The 1835-nt window shown below is 51.9% G+C and carries 3 protein-coding genes; all 3 read left to right on the top strand.

Features of this window, described 5'->3' with window-relative positions; all coding sequences use genetic code 11:
- On the top strand, positions 1 to 559 hold a 559-nt coding region (locus tag NZ772_18290; GenBank protein ID MCS6815506.1), incomplete at its 5' end, for a retroviral-like aspartic protease family protein.
- Between the two features lie 99 nt (positions 560 to 658).
- On the top strand, positions 659 to 1495 hold the full coding sequence (locus NZ772_18285; GenBank protein ID MCS6815505.1) for an inositol monophosphatase family protein: 837 nt from the start codon (positions 659 to 661) through the stop codon (positions 1493 to 1495).
- Between the two features lie 168 nt (positions 1496 to 1663).
- Positions 1664 to 1835 (top strand): DUF3110 domain-containing protein (locus tag NZ772_18280; GenBank protein ID MCS6815504.1); only part of this gene is annotated, 172 nt, incomplete at its 3' end.

Below are 1835 nucleotides of genomic sequence, written 5' to 3'. Positions count from 1 at the left end.
TGGATGGGTTGCGGCATTGGGTGTAATGATTATGGTTCCACTAGTGTCGGCTTCACGATCGACAGCTCAGCCTGAATGCTACATGCAGAATTCTTCGGGCGTTATGATTGATCTGGGTCGTCTCTGTGGTAACCCTGGCAGGACTCCGACTAGCTCAGCCTCATCCCCAAGCTCGTCTACCAATAGCTCCGGCGTGTATCGAGCTGTGATTAAGCGCCGTGATGGCCGCCTGCCAATTATCGACGTTACCTTCAACGGTCGCCACACCTTCGAGATGATTGTCGATACAGGTGCCAGTGGCACATTGATTACGCCTCAGATGGCAGCGGTGATGCAACTGCGTCCAGTTGGGCGTGTTTTTGTCAATACAGCCAGTGAACAGTCCGTTCCACTACATCTAGCTATAGTGAACTCGATCGAAGTCAATGGAGCAGTAGCCCGCAATGTGCGCGTAGCGGTTGCTAACGGAGCCTTAGACATTGGCCTATTAGGTCACGATTTTTTTGGCAACTATGACATTACTATCAAGCGCGATGTGGTGGAGTTTCGTCGTCGCTGAGCTTGAGCTACTGTCATGCCCTGCCCACTCACGGGACAACCTGGCAAAGTTCACTATGGCTAGGTAGGATCACAGGTGTGGTTGCTAGCGGCGTAGAGTATGGATAGGGCAGCATTTTGGCAAACCGTTTTGGAACTAGCTCAGGTTACTACTGATCGAGTAGGAACACGTCTTCTTGCTGATTTTGGACAAGCGATAGCTGACGAAAAAGCCGATGGCAGCCTTGTAACCCAGTCCGATCGCTGGGCCGATGAAGAGTTGCGGCAGGCCATCAAACGAGTCTTTCCCGATCATGGCGTGCTGAGTGAAGAAGTCGAGCATCGGTTTCCTGAGGCTGACTGGTGCTGGGTCATTGATCCACTGGATGGCACCACTAACTTTGCACGAGGGCTACCGTTATGGGGCATCTCACTAGGGTTGCTCTATCGGGGCACGCCAGTGTTTGGCTATGTACACCTGCCGCCGCTGGCAGAGTCATTCCATGGCTGGTGGACGGGTAACTCTGGGTTAGAAATGCCTCAGGGAGCTTATCGAACCAAACAGGAAACAACTCACCCGATTCGTGCTAGCCAAGCAGCACCAGGAGCTAACCAGTTCTTTAACCTCTGTGCCCGCAGTATATCTGTATTACAACAGCCTGTCCCTTGTAAGGTTCGCATGTTAGGAGTTGCTACCTATAACCTGCTGACGATCGCTGCTGGTTCAGTCCTTGCTGGTGTGGAAGCTACCCCCAAAATATGGGATATTGCAGCCGTGTGGGCAATTGTGCAAGCGGCTGGAGCTGTCTGGGTGCCCTTGCAGTCAGGGACAATCTTTCCCCTGCAACCCGGCCAAGACTACAGCGATCGCTCCTATCCTACCCTTGTCGTCAGCCATCACACTCTTGTGCCAGTGTTTTTACCCTTAGTGCAGACCATTAGCTGCGCAGACTGTTAATTCAGCGAGCAGCCCCCAGGCCATTTGGGTAGAAGACCAGTCATGTCGCTAATAGCCTTAGAGACCATGGCCCTCTTGGTAAGAGAACCCAATCATTACAACCCAGAATTGACCTCATCCTGGTGACTACGGATCGTCTAAACTAAATGGAGTTAGAGACCATTGCCTATGCAGGTATTTGTACTGTTGTTTAATGCTGGCACCGACCAAGAGGGCATCCATACTCTGAAGATGATGGATCCTGAACTTGGAGAGCGCAACGTAGTGCTCATGTTTGAAGCCGAGGATGACGCAACACGCTTCAGTTTGATGCTAGAAGCGCAGGATTTTCCGGCGGCAA

It is taken from the genome of Cyanobacteriota bacterium, from assembly GCA_025054735.1.
Classification (GTDB): Bacteria; Cyanobacteriota; Cyanobacteriia; order SKYG9; family SKYG9; genus SKYG9.
This window is presented reverse-complemented; position numbering and strand designations above follow the sequence as displayed.